Raw genomic sequence first — 16,630 nt, 5'->3', positions numbered from 1 at the left:
ATTAAATACTATCGACTATCTGATAAGAAAGATGCTGGAAATATCATTAATGCATTTGTCTGTTGGATGCTGAAATAATATTCCTGCACCTTTCCCCTCCCTTATAATCAAATGTCTATCACTCCCGATCAAACGGTTGTCTTCATCTACTGCTACTTGATTTACTACCGTATACCTGGGGAAATTCTTTCTTGTTCCGTCGTTAAAGCATACGCTGACCGGGCTTAGGATATGAGATGAAACATAGGGTTTCGGCAAATCATCAGGATAACGGTTGTCAGGAAACAGCGAACGGTAATGCTTTAAATAATCAGGCGTTGCTTCGATTTCTAAAAAAGTACTGCCGTCGTAGTCGGTCTGATGCACTACCGTAAAGCCATCGGTCGGCCGTTTTAGCTTACGCCGCCTGTGTTTGAGCCATTTCTGCCGCTCTGCCTTGTCTTTCCATCTGAGTACCGCCTGTTTTTCTCCGTCAGGCCGCAAACGGCCAGAAAGCCGCAGATAGCGCCGGTACACGGGAATCTGCCACTTTTTCGCTAAATCTTCAGGCGGCATATCAAGCAAACAGGCACTATGCAGCGTGCCTGCCATCTGTCTGAACAAATTCTCGAAGCTATTTACAGGATAAAGCTGCTCGCAGCCCGTTGCGTCATCCGCATATGCTTGAGAAACAGAGACCGTCTGAATGCCGCTATCAGCATGAGACAAAATGGGCAGCAACATGGCCGGCCACAACAAAGCAGCTAAAAATTTCACACTCATCTCCTTCTTCATAAAAATTATTACTTGCATTGATATTATTTCCAATATTTTTTCACTGCAAGCACATTTACACGCTAATTGTTTGTTTTATTTTGATGTTTATATGTTATTGCAAGTTGGGTAGCCCAGGCCGTCTGAAACATGCTTTGTCGCAAAATACGGGCAAGCTGCTACAATACAGCCGCTATGTCGAAACAAAACAAACGGAGAAACGGCACGCCATGAGCAACACACGACAAACACCGGAAATCCCCGCCGCACCGCTGCAAGAATCCCGCGCGTGGTTTGACGCGCACACCGCCGGTTTGCCCGAACCTGCGCAAAAGCTGCTTCAGACGGCCTTGTCGCTGGCCGAGACGCATTATCCTGCCGATGCGGCCACGCCTGCGGGCGAGCCGCTTTTGGCGCACCTTTTGGGTGCGGCGCGTATGGTGAACGAATTGGATTTGCTGCCCGATGCGGTGGCCGCCACGCTTTTGGCCGACATCGTGCGTTTTGTGCCCGACTGGCGCGAGCTGCTCACGGAACGCTGCAACAGCACCGTCGCCGAGCTGGTCAAAGGTGTGGACGAAGTGCAGAAACTCACCCACTTCGCCCGGGTGGACAGCCTCGCCACTTCCGAAGAGCGCGCCCAGCAAGCTGAAACCATGCGTAAAATGCTGCTGGCGATGGTAACTGACATCCGCGTCGTGTTAATCAAACTCGCCATGCGCACCCGCACCATGCAGTTTCTCAGCAATATCCCCGACAGCCCCGAAAAACGCGCTGTCGCCAAAGAAACCCTCGATATCTTCGCCCCGCTCGCCAACCGTTTGGGCGTGTGGCAGCTCAAATGGCAGCTCGAAGACCTCGGCTTCCGCCATCAAGAACCCGAAAAATACCGCGAAATCGCGCTGCTTTTGGACGAAAAACGCACCGAACGCCTCGAATACATCGAAAACTTCCTCAACATCCTGCGCGCGGAGCTCAAAAAATACAACGTCCACTTTGAAGTCGCCGGCCGCCCGAAACACATCTACTCCATTTACAAAAAAATGGTGAAGAAAAAACTCAGCTTCGACGGGCTGTTTGACATCCGCGCCGTGCGGATTTTGGTCGATACCGTCCCCGAGTGTTACACCACGCTGGGTATCGTCCACAGCCTTTGGCAACCTATCCCCGGCGAGTTCGACGACTACATCGCCAACCCCAAAGGCAACGGCTATAAAAGTTTGCACACCGTCATTGTCGGCCCGGAAGACAAAGGCGTGGAAGTGCAAATCCGCACCTTCGATATGCACCAATTCAACGAATTCGGTGTCGCCGCGCACTGGCGTTACAAAGAGGGCGGCAAGGGCGATTCCGCCTACGAACAAAAAATCGCTTGGTTGCGCCAACTCTTGGACTGGCGCGAAAACATGGCGGAAAGCGGCAAGGAAGACCTCGCCGCCGCCTTCAAAACCGAGCTTTTCAACGACACGATTTACGTCCTGACCCCGCACGGCAAAGTCCTTTCCCTGCCCACCGGCGCAACCCCCATCGACTTCGCCTACGCCCTGCACAGCAGCATCGGCGACCGCTGCCGCGGCGCGAAAGTCGAAGGGCAAATCGTGCCGCTGTCCACCCCGCTCGAAAACGGACAGCGCGTCGAAATCATTACCGCCAAAGAAGGGCATCCTTCCGTCAACTGGCTCTACGAAGGCTGGGTCAAGTCCAGCAAGGCAATCGGCAAAATCCGCGCCTACATCCGTCAGCAGAATGCCGACACCGTGCGCGAAGAAGGCCGCGTCCAACTCGACAAGCAGCTTGCCAAACTCACGCCCAAACCCAACCTGCAAGAGCTTGCCGAAAACCTCGGCTACAAAAAACTCGACGACCTCTACACCGCCGTCGGACAGGGCGAAATTTCCAACCGCGCCATCCAGAAAGCCTGCGGCACGCTGAACGAACCGCCGCCCGTACCCGTCAGCGAAACCACCATCGTCAAACAGTCCAAAATTAAAAAAGGCGGCAAAACAGGTGTTCTTATCGATGGCGAAGACGGTTTGATGACCACGCTTGCCAAATGCTGCAAACCCGCACCACCCGACGATATTGTCGGCTTCGTTACCCGCGAACGCGGCATTTCCGTCCACCGCAAAACCTGCCCCTCTTTCCAACACCTTGCCGAACAAGCGCCTGAAAAAGTGTTGGACGCAAGCTGGGCGGCGTTGCAGGAAGGACAAGTGTTTGCTGTCGATGTCGAAATCCGCGCCCAAGACCGCTCAGGCCTTTTGCGCGACGTATCCGACGCGCTCGCCCGCCACAAACTCAACGTTACCGCCGTGCAAACCCAGTCCCGCGACTTGGAAGCCAGCATGAGGTTCACGCTCGAAGTCAAACAAGTCAACGACCTCCCGCGCGTCCTCGCCAGCCTCGGCGACGTCAAAGGCGTGTTGAGCGTCACACGCTTGTAAGGAGGAGCAAAAGGTCGTCTGAAAAACGGATTTCGAGTTTTTCAGACGACCTTTTTTTCTGTATCGTAAATCGACATTGTAAGTATAGTGGATTAACTTTAAACCGGTACGGCAAGGCGAGGCAACGCCGTCCTGGTTTAAAGTTAATCCACTATAAAAACAGCCACACTTGCAAATCAAAGGTCGTCTGAAAACTGAACTGGCCCCCAAATCTTGGACACTCATAAAAGCCTTTTCAGGCGCTCTGTGCAAGCTGGGTTCTGTATGCGACAGGACTCAGCTTTTTCAATTTCAGACTGCAACGCTCCCGGTTGTAGTAATCCATATAGTCATCTATCTGCTTCATCAATTCGTCCACCGTCAATTCTCCTGCGTTATAGAAACACTCCGTCTTCAACACCGCAAAGAAGCTTTCCATCGGCGCATTGTCCCAGCAGTTCGCCTTTCGCGACATGCTTTGAACCATGGAATGCTCCGCAAGCAATTCCCTATATCCCGCCGTACGGTACAGCACGCCTTGGTCCGAATGAAGCATCGTTCCTTCGCCGGTCAGCCGGGGTGCGGCTTTTTCGAGCATTTCCTTCACCATTTCGCTGTTAGCATTGCGGCTCATGGCGTAGGCGACGATTTCTCGGTTGAACAGGTCCAAGATTGGCGAGAGGTACAGTTTGCCGTCCTTTCCTTTGAGTTCGGTCACGTCGGTCAGCCATTTCTCGTTGGGCTTTTCGGCTGTGAATAGGCGTTTGAGGAGGTGTTCCGATATCTCGCCCATGGCGGGATGGCGGTAGGCTTTTTTTGCCCGTATGAGGGCTTTCAGTTCCAACTGCTTCATCAACCGCGCTGCTTTTTTGCGGTTCCAATCCAATGCTGCGGCAATGCGCCTTTGTCCGTAGCGTCCTTTATGCCGTTTGTAGGTTTCGACAAGGAGGGCTTTGTCGGCCTCGTCGGGATCGGGTCGATCTTGGTGATGGTAGTAAAAGCTGCTTTTGGGCAGGTTTGCGATGTGCAGCAGGTATTTGAGCGGGTGTTGCGCCCTCAGTGTTTGGACGGTTTGGCTTTGTCCTTTTCGGTCCGCTTTTGGCTGAGGGCTTTTAACTCCTTTAGGTAGGCGACCTCTGCGCGCATATAGCACAACTCTTCGATAAGCTCCGCCTGTGTTTTTTCGTGGTCGGGTTTGTCGGCGATGAAGGGGTTTTTGCGGTGTTGGGGCATGGTTTTGGATTGGGGATGTTCGAGTGCGCCGATGCCGCCTTCTTGATAGGCGCGTATCCATCGTCGCAGGTGGGTTCGGGAGATGCCGTAGTGGTCTGCGGTACGCTGTTGGCTGCGTATATGCAGGTAGTGGAGTACGGCTTGGTATTTAAAGTGTAATGTATATTTGCTCATAAAAAAACTGCACCTTGTGAGTTGGAGGGGGGATGTCCAACTTTTGGGGTGCAGTTCAAACTGCGATATGCGGTTTTCAGACGACCTTTTGTGTTGCCAAGTTCAAAGCCAGGCTGAACCTGATTAGGATAAGGTTCAATGATCGACGGTAATGCCTTTGCTTTCCTGCTGTTTCTGTTCGTCCAGTTTCTTTTGCAGCGTGTCGCACGGGGTGTCGCAGTCGCAGACTTTTTTCATGCCCAGCGAGGAGATGCCGCCGCAACTGCCTTTGATGGTGCGTTTGGAAAAAATATAGCCGACCGCCATGCCGAGGATGACGAGGAGGAAGAGGCCGAAGGTGAGGAGTAGGGTTTTCATGATGGTGTTCCTGTGGGATGGATATGAGTGCGTGGATATTAATGGAGTAGTTTTTTAAACGCGCCGGACATTTCGGTATGGTAGCCGTTTTGGTCGCGGATAATCAGGAAAACGGCGAGGTTTTGCTGTTCGGCGAGTTTGAGGGCTTCGGTTTCGCCGAGTACGAAAAGTCCGGTGGACAGGCCGTCGGCGGTGGTGGCGTTATCGGCGACGACGCTGATGGAGGCGAGGCGGTGCGACAGCGGACGGCGGGTTTTGGGGTCGATGATGTGGGACAGCCGCCTGCCTTGCGGGTCAACGTGGAAAATGCGGTAGTCGCCGGAGGTGGCGAGGGAGCGGTTGTCGAGGGGGACGACGATTTGGGTGTTGCCGCCTTGGACGATGTTGGGCTGTTCGATGCCGATGCGCCAAGGTTCGCCTTGGGCGTTGCGGCCTTTGCCGTGCAACTCGCCGCCGATTTCGACAAGGTAGTTTTGGATGCCAAGTTTTTCAAGTTCGCCTGCCACTTTGTCCACGCCGAAGCCTTTGGCGATGGAGGAAAGGTCGAGGTAGGTTTCGGGTTGGGTTTTGGCGAGCGCGGCTTGTTTGCCGTTTTGCGTGAGGATGATTTTGTCCGTACCGGTTTGGGCGGCGGCTTTGTCGATTTCGGCTTGGGTGGGTTCGCGGGTGATTTCTTTGTTCGGTCCGAAGCCCCAAAGGTTGACGAGCGGGCCGACGGTTACGTCGAGCGCGCCTTGTGTGAGGCGGTTGAGGCGTAAGGCTTCAGCGGTAACGGCGGCGAAATCGGCGGAAACGGGCATGGGTTTGCGGGTCTCGCGCATTTGGTTGAAGCGGCTGATTTCGGAGTTTTCGCGGTAGGTGGACATTTGGCGGTTGACCTCTTCGAGCGCACCGTCAATCTGCTTTTTCACGGCTTCGGGCGCGGGCGGGTTGGGGAGGTCGTCTGAAAGGTATTTGACGGTATAGGTCGTACCCATCGTTTCGCCCTGAAGCACGGTTTGTTCGGATGTTTTTTTGCCGCACGCGCCCAAGGGCAGGGTAAGGGCGAGGGCGGCGGCAAGGGCGGGAATGGCGGAGGGCAGGTGCATGATAGGGTGTTCGGGTGTTTTCAGACGACGTATTGTAACGTAAAACGCAAGGGCGCGCGGCTTGCGGGGGAAGGGCTTTTCTGCTAACATCCGCGCTGCATTAAGAGTTGGGAATTCCATGCCAACCTGCTTTTCAGACGGAAAGGTAAGGTGGACGGCTGCAAAGCCGATGTGGTCCGAGAGGGCAATTCAAATCCCCCCGCTTGATGCGGGAATTTTTTTGCCCGTATGTTCTGTACGGGCAGGATTCCGAACCGCTTTATCCAAGTGGGAATATTTATCATTTGGATGGAGTGCAGGTGGAAATTTTGTTATGATTTCCGTTGTGGGACGTATATTGAAACAACAGGTCGTCTGAAAGCAGACGGCTTGTTTTTGAAGGAAAATATTGAAATGAGTGAATATCTGTTTACTTCCGAATCGGTTTCCGAAGGCCATCCGGACAAAGTAGCCGACCAAGTGTCCGATGCGATTTTGGATGCGGTTTTGGCGCAAGACCCCAAAGCGCGCGTCGCGGCGGAAACTCTGGTAAACACCGGTTTGTGCGTGTTGGCGGGCGAAATCACCACCACCGCCCATGTGGACTACATCAAAGTCGCACGAGAGACCATCAAACGCATCGGCTACAACTCGTCCGAGTTGGGCTTTGATGCCAACGGCTGCGCGGTCGGCGTGTACTACGACCAACAATCCCCTGACATCGCCCAAGGCGTGAACGAAGGCGAAGGCATCGACCTGAACCAAGGCGCGGGCGACCAAGGTTTGATGTTCGGCTACGCCTGCGACGAAACCCCGACCCTGATGCCGTTTGCCATCTATTACAGCCACCGCCTGATGCAGCGTCAAAGCGAATTGCGTAAAGACGGCCGCCTGCCGTGGCTGCGTCCCGACGCAAAAGCGCAGCTGACCGTAGTTTACGACAGCGAAACCGGCAAAGTAAAACGCATCGACACCGTCGTCCTGTCCACCCAGCACGACCCTGCAATCAGCCATGAAGAACTGAGCAAAGCCGTGATCGAGCAGATTATCAAGCCCGTTCTGCCGCCCGAAATGCTGACTGCCGAAACCAAATACCTGATCAACCCGACCGGCCGCTTCGTCATCGGCGGCCCGCAAGGCGACTGCGGTCTGACCGGCCGCAAAATCATCGTCGATACCTACGGCGGCGCAGCTCCGCACGGCGGCGGCGCATTCTCCGGCAAAGACCCGTCCAAAGTGGACCGTTCCGCCGCTTACGCCTGCCGTTATGTCGCGAAAAACATCGTTGCCGCCGGTTTGGCAACCCAATGTCAGATTCAGGTTTCCTACGCCATCGGCGTTGCCGAACCGACTTCGATTTCCATCGACACTTTCGGCACAGGCAAAATCAGCGAAGACAAACTGATTGCCCTGGTTCGCGAACATTTCGACCTGCGCCCCAAAGGCATCGTCCAAATGCTCGACCTCTTGCGCCCGATTTACAGTAAATCCGCCGCCTACGGCCATTTTGGCCGCGAAGAGCCTGAATTTACTTGGGAGCGCACCGACAAAGCAGCCGCATTGAAAGCAGCCGCAGGCGTATAAAGCTATAAAGGTCGTCTGAAAGGGAGTTTCAGACGACTTTCCATCCTTATGGCAACTGCAATTTTTCCCAATCAGCAAGGCAGCATGCGTCGGTATGCTGCCTTTTTCGACCAGAAAGATTACAATTAGCGGGTCGTCTGAAAATCCAAAGAAAGGACACATCATGCTCTTAGGTGTAAACATCGACCACATCGCCACCGTCCGCAACGCCCGCGGTACGACCTATCCCAGCCCCGTGGAAGCGGCGTTGGTCGCGGAAACACACGGTGCGGATTTGATTACCATGCACCTGCGCGAAGACCGCCGCCACATCAAAGACGCGGACGTGTTCGCCGTCAAAAACGCCATCCGCACGCGCCTGAACCTTGAAATGGCGCTGACCGAAGAAATGCTGGAAAACGCGCTCAAAGTCATGCCGGAAGACGTGTGCATCGTGCCTGAAAAACGTCAGGAAATCACGACCGAAGGCGGTTTGGACGTATTGGCGCAACAGGAAAAAATCGCCGAGTTCACCAAAATCCTGACCAACGCGGGCATCCGCGTTTCGCTCTTTATCGATGCCGACAACGAGCAAATCCAAGCCGCCTATGATGTCGGCGCGCCCGTTATCGAGCTGCACACCGGCGCATACGCCGATGCACACAGCCACGCCGAACAAATCAAGCAATTCGAGCGTCTGCAAAACGGCGCGCATTTTGCCAGCGATTTGGGCTTGGTCGTCAACGCCGGACACGGCCTGACCATACACAACGTTACCCCCATCGCCCAAATCCTCGCCATCCGCGAGCTGAACATCGGGCATTCGCTGATTGCCCAAGCCCTCTTCCTCGGCCTGCCCGAAGCCGTCCGCCAGATGAAGGAAATCATGTTCAGGGCAAGAATGCTGCCTTGATAGGCGACACCACCTTTTCAGACGACCTTCTCTCAACAAGGAGACCACCGCATGATTTACGGCATAGGCACAGACATCGTTTCCCTCAAACGCATCATCCGCCTGAGCAAAAAATTCGGACAGGCGTTTGCCGAGCGCATCCTCACCCCCGAAGAGCTGCTCGAATTCCCGCAAGCGGGCAAACCCGTCAACTACCTTGCCAAACGCTTCGCCGCCAAAGAAGCCTTCGCCAAAGCCGTCGGCACGGGCATACGCGGCGCGGTTTCCTTCCGCAACATCGGCATCGGGCATGACGCATTGGGCAAACCCGAATTCTTCTACGCCCCCACCCTGTCCAAATGGCTGGAAGAACAAGGCATCAGCCGCATCAGCCTCAGCATGAGCGACGAAGAAGACACCGTGTTGGCATTTGTCGTTGCCGAAAAATAAGACAGCACCCATTGGCAGGTCGGATTCCCAAATCCGACCTTTCCGAATTTTCAGACGACCCTTCTCCCTATCCCCATGACCCAAGACACCCGCCCCCTTATCCGCGTCGTTGCCGGCATCCTGCTCAACCAAGACGGCGACTACCTGCTCAGTTCCCGCCCCGAAGGCAAACCCTATGCCGGATATTGGGAATTTGCCGGTGGCAAAGTCGAAGCGGGCGAAACCGACTTCCAAGCCCTGCAACGCGAGTTTGAAGAAGAACTCGGCATCCGCATCCTCGCCGCCACACCTTGGCTGACCAAAATCCATTCCTACGAACACGCCCGCGTCTTCCTGAAATTCCTATGGGTAAACCCCGACCAATGGACGGGCGAACCCCAATCCCGCGAAGGACAGGCATGGTCGTGGCAAAAAGCGGGCGATTTCAACGTCGCTCCCATGCTGCCTGCCAACGGTCCGCTGCTGCGCGCCCTCTCCGTCCCGCGCCGGCTTCAAGGTCGTCTGAAAACCGGTTTGCACGGACAAAACAGCACCGGCGAATACCGCGTCGCCCCCTACTCCCTAGCTGAGCAGCACCACGCCAACATCCTCATCTCAGAAACCGAACTGCGCAAACTCGGCAAGCTGCCCCAAGCCCAAAGCGTTTGGGTGTCGGTACACACCCGCGAACAATGGCAGCGTGTTCAAGATGCCGACGTCGTCGTTTGGCAAGTCAACGACGACGCAAGCGCACGACAAGTGCTTGAAATATTGGAACAAGGCGTATCCGTTCCGCTGGTTGTCGCCGCGCCCGAAACACTGGTTTCAAGCTACCGCGACCGCTGGCTCTCGACAGGCGCACACGCCGTCCTGTCCGACAATGACACCGAGGTCGTCTGAAATGGACAAAAACCGCAAACTCCTCCTCGCAGGCGTCCTCCTCATCCTCTTCGCCGCCGCCAAACTCCTGCTGCTGGACTGGTGGCAGAAACAACAACCCCAAGCCCGCGCGGCCGAGTGCGACCTCATCAAAGGCTGCATCCTGCCCGACGGCTCGCACGTCCGCTCCACCCCCATCAGCCACCGCTCCGCCTTCGACATCACCGTCGAAAACACCCCGGCCGAAACACAACAAGTCAGCATCAGCTTCAGCATGAAAGACATGGACATGGGCTTCAACCGCTATATGCTCCAACAACAATCCCCGCGCACCTGGCAAGCGCACCAAATCCACCTGCCCGTCTGCGTCGAAGGCAGACGCGACTACATCGCCAACATCACCATAGGCGGACAAACTTTTCAGACGACCTTTACCGCCCAATAGGCCTTCTACGCGTATTCAGACAAGAAAGGTCGTCTGAAACCACAAATCAGGGTTTCAGACGACCTTTTTATTATCCGCAAAGCTTACAGATAGAATTTTTCAACCACTTTCAAATTATCATCCAATTTGTACACCAGCGGCTGACCGGTCGGGATTTCCAAGCCCATGATGTCTTCGTCGGAAATGCCTTCGATGTGTTTGGCCAATGCGCGCAGGGAGTTGCCGTGTGCGGCGACCAGGACGCGTTTGCCGCTCAGAAGCGCGGGGGCGATTTGGTCTTCCCAGAACGGCAATACGCGCTCCAAAGTAACTTTCAGGTTTTCGCCGTCGGGGATGACATCGGCGGGCAGGTTGGCATAGCGGCGGTCGTTGTGCGCGGAGAACGGGTCTTTCGGATCGAGCAGCGGCGGCAGGGTGTCGTAGCTGCGGCGCCAGATGTGGACTTGCTCGTCGCCGTATTTTTCGGCGGTTTGTTTTTTATCCAAACCTTGCAGTTGGCCGTAGTGGCGCTCGTTCAGCCTCCAGCTTTTGATTTGCGGCACGAACAGTTGGTCGGATTCTTCCAAAACGATGTTGCAGGTTTTAATCGCGCGGGTCAGGACGGAAGTGAAGGCGATGTCGAACTCGTAGCCTTTTTCCTTCAGTTTTTTACCGGCGGCGGCAGCTTCGGCAAGCCCCTGCTCGCTCAGTTTTACGTCGCGCCAGCCTGTAAACAGGTTTTTCGCGTTCCATTCGCTTTGTCCGTGGCGGATAAATACCAATTCCATGTCGTATGCTCCAAGTTTTAGGTCGTAGAAGGGCTTATTTATAACATATTTCGGCTGCTTCTGCCGAACCGCCTCCCCTACCCTTGCCTTCAGTCAAACAGCCGCTGTTCAAAATATGAAACCTGCCTGTCAAGACGACCTGCTTTATAATGTTGCCAAAATACGCTTTTACGAAAGACTTTCATGACCCGACGTTTGATTATCGGCATCAGCGGAGCCAGCGGTTTTCAATACGGCATCAAGGCCTTGTCGCTTTTGCGCGCACACGATGTCGAAACGCATCTGGTGGTATCCAAAAGCGCGGAAATGACGCGCGCGCTGGAAACGCCGTATGAAAAAGACGAACTCTACCGCCTTGCCGATGTCGTCCATCCGATAAACCATATAGGTTCCGCCATCGCCAGCGGTTCGTTTAAAACCGACGGGATGCTGATTGCCCCTTGTTCGATGCGCACGCTGGCTGCGGTTGCAAACGGCTTCGGCGACAACCTGCTGACACGCGCGGCGGACGTAGTCCTGAAAGAGCGCCGCCGCCTTGTGCTGATGGTGCGCGAAGCCCCGCTCAACCTTGCCCATCTAGACAATATGCGCCGCGTTACCGAAATGGGCGGCATCGTCTTCCCACCTACCCCCGCCCTCTACCAGCAGCCGCAAACCATAGACGACATCATCACCCACAGCACCGCCCACGCGCTTTCACTTTTAGGTTTCGACACCGGCGCCGTACCCGAATGGACGGGCGGAACATCTTCCTAAATATCAAAGGTCGTCTGAAACCCGTTTTCAGGCTGGCAGGAGACCCCTCACCATATCAAGCTGATATAATCCCCGCCAATCATATTTACACGGAGTCATCATGCAGTTCTCGGCATTCGGCGAAAAATTCACGCAACACAGCGGCATCCTGCAACTTATGGACGACCTCGGCGACGCGCTCAAAAGCGATAAGCCCGTCAACATGCTCGGCGGCGGCAATCCGGCGCGGATCGCCGAAGTCAATGCCGTGTTCGCCGACGTATTTTCCAAGCTGGCGGCGGAACACGCCGTCGAGAACATCGGCAACTACTCCAACCCCCAAGGCGATGCCGCGCTGATTGACGCGTTGACCGCCTTCCTCAACCGCGAATACGGCTGGAACCTGACCGCCGACAATATCGCGCTGACCAACGGTTCGCAGAACGCGTTTTTCTATCTTTTCAACCTCTTCGGCGGCAAATTCAAGGTTTCAGACGACCTTTCCGTAGAGAAAGCCATCCTGCTGCCGCTCGCGCCCGAATACATCGGCTATGCCGACGTGCATGTCGAAGGGCAGCACTTTGTTTCCGTCAAACCGAAAATCGAAGCGGTCGAACACGAAGGCGAAGCAGGCTTCTTCAAATACCGCGTGGACTTTGACGCGCTGGAAAGCCTGCCCGAACTTAAAGCGGGCAAAATCGGCGCGATTTGCTGTTCGCGCCCGACTAACCCGACCGGCAATGTGTTGACCGACGGCGAAATGGCGCGGCTGGACGCTTTGGCGCAAGAACACGGCATTCCGCTGATTATCGACAACGCCTACGGAATGCCGTTCCCCAACATCATTTACAGCGACGTGACGCTGAATTGGCACGAAAACATCATCCTCTGCTTCAGCCTTTCCAAAGTCGGCTTACCTGGCGTGCGCACCGGCATCATCGTCGCCGCGCCCGAAGTCGTCAAAGCCGTCAGCAGTCTGAATGCGATTGTGAACCTGTCGCCCACCCGCTTCGGCGCGGCCATCGCAACGCCGCTGTTGCAGGACGGTCGTCTGAAACAGCTTTCAGACGACGTCATCCGACCGTTTTACCGCAATCAGGCGCAAACCGCCGTCTCGCTGCTCAAGCGCGAGCTGGGTGAGTATTCGCTGAAAATCCACAAGCCCGAAGGCGCGATTTTCCTGTGGCTTTGGTTTGAAAACCTGCCTGTTTCATCGCAAACCCTGTACGAAATGCTCAAAGCCGAAGGCACGCTGATTATTCCGGGTGAACATTTCTTCGTCGGCATTGACACGCAGGACTACCCGCACGCCCGCGAGTGCATCCGCATGAGCATCGCGCAGGACGCGGAAACGCTGGAAAAAGGCATCGCCGCCATCGGCAGGGTGGTGCGCGGTTTGTACGATGCGGCGTAAACGGTAAAGTTGACAGCCATTCAGTCAAAAGGTCGTCTGAAAACAGTTTCAGACGACCTTTTATCATTTATAGTGAATTAACTTTAAACCAGTACGGCGTTGCCTCGCCTTGCCGTACTATCTGTACTGTCTGCGGCTTCGTCGCCTTGTCCTGATTTAAATTTAATTCACTATATTTTTTTGAAATGAAATTAATTTTCTTTTAGAATTAACCGTTACGATCGACTTTTGAAAGAAAATACAAATGATTAAGCCCGCTTCCAGACTCAGCATCCTCAGCCTCTCCCTCCTTGCCGTTTCGGCGGCATTTGCCTCAGACGAACCCCAAGTCCGAGAAACCGCCGAACTCGAAACCATCACCGTAACCGCCAGCGCGGACGCATCCAAGGGCGGTTTGATTCCTGCATTTAAGGGCGGACAGGTGGCGCGCGGCAGCCGCGTGGGTATTTTGGGCAATAAAAAAAACCTAGAATCGCCGTTCTCCAATACTGCTTACACCAATAGGCTGATTCAAGACAAACATGCGCGCAGCGTCGGCGACGTACTGCAAAACGACCCGACCGTCCGCGTTGCGCGCGGTTACGGCAATTTTCAGGAAGCCTATTTCATACGCGGCTTTGCCGCCGAATCGGACGATACCATGTACAACGGCCTTTACGGCATCCTGCCGCGCCAATACATCGCCACCGAGCTTTTCGAACGCGTGGAAGTCCAGCGCGGCGCATCCGCCTTCTTAAACGGCATGGCGCCGGGCGGCAACAATATCGGCGGCACGGTATCCGTATTGCCCAAACGCGCGTCCAATGAAGGATTGAACCGGCTGACTGCCAATTACGGCGCGGGAAAACGCGGTGGTTTGGCAGCGGACGTGGCGCGCCGTTTCGGACAAAATCGGGAATTCGGCGTGCGCGTCAATGCGGCGCACCATAACGGCAAAACCGCAATAGACGACGAAAAGTCCAAACTCAGCCTGGTCAATGTCGGCTTAGACTGGCGCAATGAAAATGCCCGCCTGTCCGCCGATTTGGGTTGGCAGGACAACAAGCTCAAATCCACGCGTACCAATGTTACCCTGTCAGGCCTGACCGCCGTGCCGGCCGCGCCTGATGCCTCGTCCAACTGGGCGCAGCCGTGGACGTATTCCAACGAGCGCGACTGGTTCGGCACAATGCGCGGCGAATACGATTTCAACGACAACCTGACTGCCTACGCCGCCTATGGCTTCCGCCGCAGCAAGGAAAACAATTCTCTGGCAAACCTGACTGTCCGCAATGTCAACGGCGACGGATCGATTTACCGCTTCGACAACGCGCGTAAGGATAAAATCGACACGGGCGAAATCGGTTTGCGCGGCAAATTCAATACGGGTGCGGTAGAGCACGAATGGACCGCTGCCGCCAACCGTTTCCAATCCTCGCGCAAAAACGCTTACATCATGGATTGGGGCAACCAATATACGACCAACCTCTACAACCCGTCCCGCTATCCGCAACCCGCAGCCGCCGACCCGCTGTATTCGGGCAACGACATGGGCAATCCTGCCGTTACCGGCAAAACACGTCTGACCAGCTTCGCCTTGGGCGACACCTTCAGCCTTTGGGACAAACGCCTGCAATTCATGCTCGGGGCGCGCTGGCAGCAGGTGCATAACAAGGCTTACGCCTATAATACGGGCGCGCAAACCGAAAATTACAAAAAATCGCGCCTCAGTCCCGCCGTCGGCGCGGTGTACCGCATCACGCCGAATTGGTCGGTGTACGGCAACTACATCGAAAGCCTGGGACAAGGCGCGACCGCAGGCTCGACTGCCTCCATCAACGGCCGGGCCTACGCCGTCAGCAATGCCGGCGAATCGCTCAAACCCTATGTTTCCAAACAAAAAGAAATCGGCACGAAATTTGAAGCCAACGGCTTCGGCGCGGGATTGGCCCTGTTCCACACCGACAAACCGCGTTCGCTCTACGTTGTCGAAAACAACACCGCCCGTCTCACTTCCGAAGGCAAAGACCGCCACCAAGGTGCGGAAATCACCGTTTACGGCGAAGTTGCCCCGGGCGTGAAACTCTTGGGCGGTGTAACCCTGCTCGATGCCAAACAGAAATCCACCGGCTCGTCCTCGACCGACGGCAAACGCACCATCGGTGTGGCCAAAACCCAGGCCAACATCGGCTTGGAATGGGAAGTGCCGAAAGTGCAGGGGCTGGCGTTTGACGGACGCATGGTTTACACCGGTTCTTCCTACGCCGATGCGGCCAATACGCTTAAAGTCGGCGGCTGGACGCGCTTCGACATCGGCGCGCGCTACCGCACCCAAATCGGCAGGCACGAAGCCACCTTCCGCGCCCGCCTCGATAATGTTGCCAACAAGAAATACTGGGCATCCGTCGGCGGATACCCTAACAATGGCTACCTGAACGCCGGCACACCGCGCAGCTTCACCCTGTCGGCTTCGGTCGATTTTTAAGGGACGGGCGGCAAACGGCCTCCAACGGTCCAAAGGTCGTCTGAAACGTTTTCAGACGACCTTGGAGCCTGATGCGTCCGACTTTGCCCTACGCTTTCGGACAACCGCCGTAAAACTCCGCCTTTGCGGCATCGGCATCGACAACGGGCAATGGGTTTTGCCGCGCCGCCGCTTTCTCCGACATAACGTCAAACCCACCAAAAGGTCGTCTGAAACGTGTTCCAAATCCAAAACGCCACCTTCGCCATACCCGGCCGCTCGCTGCTGCACGACATCAGCGTCAACTTTTCCCCTAACCGCGTGTACGGCCTCATCGGCCATAACGGCTCGGGCAAATCCACGCTGTTGAAACTGCTCACCCGCCAGCATGAACCCGCAGGCGGCAGGATATTGCTGAACGACAAAGAAATACGCGCCTATTCCGCCCGCGCATACGCCAAAGAAGTCGCCTATCTTCCGCAGCACCTGCCCGCCGCCACCGCGTTGACCGCGCGCGAGCTGGTTATGATGGGGCGTTATGCCTGGAGCGGGCTTTTAGGGCGCACGAACGATGCGGACAGACAGGCGGTGGAACAGGCGTTGCGGCTGACGCATACGGAAAAATTTGCCGATCAAATCGTCGATACGCTTTCGGGCGGCGAACGTTCGCGCGTCTGGCTGGCGATGTGCCTGGCGCAGCAAAGCCGCTTTTTGCTGCTGGACGAACCGCTTGCCGCTTTGGACATCGCCCACCAAATCGACGTGATGGCACTGGTGCGCAAGCTGTCTCGCGATTTGGGTTTGGGCGTCATCATCGTCATCCACGACATTAATCTGGCGGCGCAGTATTGCGATGAACTGGTCGCGCTCAAACAAGGGCGGCTGCTGAAAACGGGCAGGCCGTCCGAAATCATGACGGCGCAAGTGTTGAAAGACATTTACAGCGTCGAGATGAACATCATCGCCCACCCCGAAAACGGCCGCCCCGTGGCATTGCCTTGAAAAATTCTTCCAAGAAGAACACGTCGTCTGAAAAGCCGGAATGTGCAGGTCGGA

Annotated in this window: 16 protein-coding genes, 1 pseudogene and 1 riboswitch; of the genes and pseudogenes, 10 read left to right on the top strand and 7 right to left on the bottom strand. The window is 55.5% G+C overall.

Annotated features, from left to right (window positions below):
• Positions 1–15: 15 nt before the first annotated feature.
• Positions 16–762 (bottom strand): hypothetical protein, encoded by a 747-nt coding sequence (locus MON37_RS02135; RefSeq protein WP_242883816.1) that lies wholly within the window; start codon positions 760–762, stop codon positions 16–18.
• A gap of 221 nt (positions 763–983) precedes the next feature.
• Between MON37_RS02135 and MON37_RS02130 the strand changes: the two genes are divergently transcribed.
• Entirely contained in the window at positions 984–3,197 is a 2,214-nt protein-coding gene (locus MON37_RS02130) for a RelA/SpoT family protein (RefSeq protein ID WP_039406399.1), read from the top strand.
• A gap of 235 nt (positions 3,198–3,432) precedes the next feature.
• On the opposite strand, the gene MON37_RS02125 is transcribed toward MON37_RS02130, so the two are convergent.
• From MON37_RS02125 to MON37_RS02110, 4 genes are all read right to left on the bottom strand, one after another.
• Positions 3,433–4,329 carry an IS3 family transposase gene (locus tag MON37_RS02125; RefSeq protein WP_242883576.1) on the bottom strand — a complete coding sequence of 299 codons (897 nt, stop codon included), beginning with the start codon at positions 4,327–4,329 and terminating at the stop codon, positions 3,433–3,435.
• A complete protein-coding gene (locus MON37_RS02120) occupies positions 4,233–4,583 on the bottom strand; it encodes a helix-turn-helix domain-containing protein (RefSeq protein ID WP_242883573.1) in 351 nt (116 codons plus the stop codon). The genes MON37_RS02125 and MON37_RS02120 overlap by 97 nt, the downstream gene beginning before the upstream one ends.
• A gap of 135 nt (positions 4,584–4,718) precedes the next feature.
• Positions 4,719–4,940, bottom strand: a complete 222-nt coding sequence (nqrM, locus tag MON37_RS02115; RefSeq protein ID WP_003757168.1) for a (Na+)-NQR maturation NqrM — start codon at positions 4,938–4,940, stop codon at positions 4,719–4,721.
• Between the two features lie 38 nt (positions 4,941–4,978).
• Positions 4,979–6,028, bottom strand: a complete 1,050-nt coding sequence (locus MON37_RS02110; protein ID WP_039406631.1) for an FAD:protein FMN transferase — start codon at positions 6,026–6,028, stop codon at positions 4,979–4,981.
• Positions 6,029–6,120: 92 nt separating this feature from the next.
• Positions 6,121–6,230, top strand: a riboswitch (SAM-I-IV-variant riboswitch).
• Between the two features lie 191 nt (positions 6,231–6,421).
• On the opposite strand from MON37_RS02110, the gene metK reads away from it, so the two are divergent.
• The 5 genes from metK to MON37_RS02085 all read left to right on the top strand — a co-directional run bounded on the left by metK (position 6,422) and on the right by MON37_RS02085 (position 10,215).
• A complete protein-coding gene (gene metK / locus MON37_RS02105; RefSeq protein WP_009312787.1) occupies positions 6,422–7,591 on the top strand; it encodes a methionine adenosyltransferase in 1,170 nt (389 codons plus the stop codon).
• Between the two features lie 163 nt (positions 7,592–7,754).
• Positions 7,755–8,483, top strand: a complete 729-nt coding sequence (gene pdxJ / locus MON37_RS02100; protein WP_039406634.1) for a pyridoxine 5'-phosphate synthase — start codon at positions 7,755–7,757, stop codon at positions 8,481–8,483.
• Between the two features lie 51 nt (positions 8,484–8,534).
• On the top strand, positions 8,535–8,912 hold the full coding sequence (gene acpS, locus MON37_RS02095) for a holo-ACP synthase (protein WP_039406637.1): 378 nt from the start codon (positions 8,535–8,537) through the stop codon (positions 8,910–8,912).
• A gap of 75 nt (positions 8,913–8,987) precedes the next feature.
• The gene (locus MON37_RS02090; RefSeq protein ID WP_039406640.1) at positions 8,988–9,791 is read left to right on the top strand and encodes an NUDIX domain-containing protein; all 804 of its coding nucleotides are present in this window, start codon (positions 8,988–8,990) and stop codon (positions 9,789–9,791) included.
• Between the two features lies 1 nt (position 9,792).
• Positions 9,793–10,215 (top strand): hypothetical protein, encoded by a 423-nt coding sequence (locus tag MON37_RS02085; RefSeq protein ID WP_039406643.1) that lies wholly within the window; start codon positions 9,793–9,795, stop codon positions 10,213–10,215.
• A gap of 83 nt (positions 10,216–10,298) precedes the next feature.
• On the opposite strand, the gene MON37_RS02080 is transcribed toward MON37_RS02085, so the two are convergent.
• Complete coding sequence (locus MON37_RS02080; protein ID WP_003766223.1) at positions 10,299–10,982, bottom strand: 2,3-diphosphoglycerate-dependent phosphoglycerate mutase; 684 nt, start codon at positions 10,980–10,982, stop codon at positions 10,299–10,301.
• A 183-nt stretch (positions 10,983–11,165) separates the two neighbouring features.
• Between MON37_RS02080 and MON37_RS02075 the strand changes: the two genes are divergently transcribed.
• Positions 11,166–11,738 (top strand): UbiX family flavin prenyltransferase, encoded by a 573-nt coding sequence (locus MON37_RS02075; RefSeq protein ID WP_039406646.1) that lies wholly within the window; start codon positions 11,166–11,168, stop codon positions 11,736–11,738.
• Positions 11,739–11,838: 100 nt separating this feature from the next.
• On the top strand, positions 11,839–13,131 hold the full coding sequence (locus MON37_RS02070; RefSeq protein WP_039406649.1) for a valine--pyruvate transaminase: 1,293 nt from the start codon (positions 11,839–11,841) through the stop codon (positions 13,129–13,131).
• A gap of 70 nt (positions 13,132–13,201) precedes the next feature.
• Here MON37_RS02070 and MON37_RS02065 read toward each other — a convergent pair.
• Positions 13,202–13,315, bottom strand: a pseudogene (locus MON37_RS02065) (IS5/IS1182 family transposase); the annotation flags it as partial.
• A 60-nt stretch (positions 13,316–13,375) separates the two neighbouring features.
• Here MON37_RS02065 and MON37_RS02060 point away from each other — a divergent pair.
• Together MON37_RS02060 and MON37_RS02055 are read left to right on the top strand one after the other, a co-directional pair.
• Positions 13,376–15,595, top strand: a complete 2,220-nt coding sequence (locus MON37_RS02060; protein WP_039406652.1) for a TonB-dependent receptor — start codon at positions 13,376–13,378, stop codon at positions 15,593–15,595.
• Between the two features lie 216 nt (positions 15,596–15,811).
• Complete coding sequence (locus tag MON37_RS02055) at positions 15,812–16,576, top strand: ABC transporter ATP-binding protein (protein ID WP_039406655.1); 765 nt, start codon at positions 15,812–15,814, stop codon at positions 16,574–16,576.
• Positions 16,577–16,630: the final 54 nt, after the last annotated feature.

This window comes from Morococcus cerebrosus, assembly GCF_022749515.1.
Taxonomy (GTDB): Bacteria; Pseudomonadota; Gammaproteobacteria; order Burkholderiales; family Neisseriaceae; genus Neisseria; species Neisseria cerebrosa.
The sequence above is the reverse complement of the archived record's forward strand: the minus strand, read 5'-3'. Positions and strand labels throughout refer to the sequence as shown.

What these genes read in the sequence shown, in the direction of transcription:
- nqrM (WP_003757168.1), bottom strand. Translation starts at nt 4,940, where the DNA reads ATGAAAACCCTACTCCTCACCTTCGGCCTCTTCCTCCTCGTCATCCTC.
- MON37_RS02110 (WP_039406631.1), bottom strand. Translation starts at nt 6,028, where the DNA reads ATGCACCTGCCCTCCGCCATTCCCGCCCTTGCCGCCGCCCTCGCCCTT.
- MON37_RS02080 (WP_003766223.1), bottom strand. Translation starts at nt 10,982, where the DNA reads ATGGAATTGGTATTTATCCGCCACGGACAAAGCGAATGGAACGCGAAA.
- metK (WP_009312787.1), top strand. Translation starts at nt 6,422, where the DNA reads ATGAGTGAATATCTGTTTACTTCCGAATCGGTTTCCGAAGGCCATCCG.
- MON37_RS02090 (WP_039406640.1), top strand. Translation starts at nt 8,988, where the DNA reads ATGACCCAAGACACCCGCCCCCTTATCCGCGTCGTTGCCGGCATCCTG.
- MON37_RS02060 (WP_039406652.1), top strand. Translation starts at nt 13,376, where the DNA reads ATGATTAAGCCCGCTTCCAGACTCAGCATCCTCAGCCTCTCCCTCCTT.
- acpS (WP_039406637.1), top strand. Translation starts at nt 8,535, where the DNA reads ATGATTTACGGCATAGGCACAGACATCGTTTCCCTCAAACGCATCATC.
- MON37_RS02130 (WP_039406399.1), top strand. Translation starts at nt 984, where the DNA reads ATGAGCAACACACGACAAACACCGGAAATCCCCGCCGCACCGCTGCAA.
- pdxJ (WP_039406634.1), top strand. Translation starts at nt 7,755, where the DNA reads ATGCTCTTAGGTGTAAACATCGACCACATCGCCACCGTCCGCAACGCC.
- MON37_RS02085 (WP_039406643.1), top strand. Translation starts at nt 9,793, where the DNA reads ATGGACAAAAACCGCAAACTCCTCCTCGCAGGCGTCCTCCTCATCCTC.
- MON37_RS02120 (WP_242883573.1), bottom strand. Translation starts at nt 4,583, where the DNA reads ATGAGCAAATATACATTACACTTTAAATACCAAGCCGTACTCCACTAC.
- MON37_RS02135 (WP_242883816.1), bottom strand. Translation starts at nt 762, where the DNA reads ATGAGTGTGAAATTTTTAGCTGCTTTGTTGTGGCCGGCCATGTTGCTG.
- MON37_RS02070 (WP_039406649.1), top strand. Translation starts at nt 11,839, where the DNA reads ATGCAGTTCTCGGCATTCGGCGAAAAATTCACGCAACACAGCGGCATC.
- MON37_RS02075 (WP_039406646.1), top strand. Translation starts at nt 11,166, where the DNA reads ATGACCCGACGTTTGATTATCGGCATCAGCGGAGCCAGCGGTTTTCAA.